Origin of the sequence: Neisseria sp. HMSC070F02 (assembly GCF_001814225.1) — a bacterium.
Taxonomy (GTDB): Bacteria; Pseudomonadota; Gammaproteobacteria; order Burkholderiales; family Neisseriaceae; genus Neisseria; species Neisseria meningitidis.
Map to the genome: position 1 here is coordinate 1 of NZ_KV815438.1, position 242 is coordinate 242.

The 242-nt window shown below is 50.0% G+C and carries 1 protein-coding gene; it reads left to right on the plus strand.

Annotation, left to right across the window (positions count from 1 at the left end):
• On the plus strand, positions 1-242 hold a 242-nt coding region (locus HMPREF2959_RS06580; RefSeq protein ID WP_070696568.1), incomplete at both ends, for a C39 family peptidase.

Genomic DNA, 242 nt, shown 5'->3' on the forward strand with positions numbered 1-242 from the left:
GATTTGGGTTTTGAAGCGAAAGGCTATGCCCTGTCTTTCGAGCAGCTTGCACAGTTGCAAATCCCCGTCATCGTGTATCTGAAATACCGCAAGGATGATCATTTCTCGGTATTGCGCGGTATAGACGGCAATACGGTTTTGCTTGCCGACCCGTCGCTGGGTCATGTTTCAATGAGCAGGGCGCAGTTTTTGGATGCTTGGCAAACCCGTGAGGGAAATTTGGCAGGTAAGATTTTGGCGGT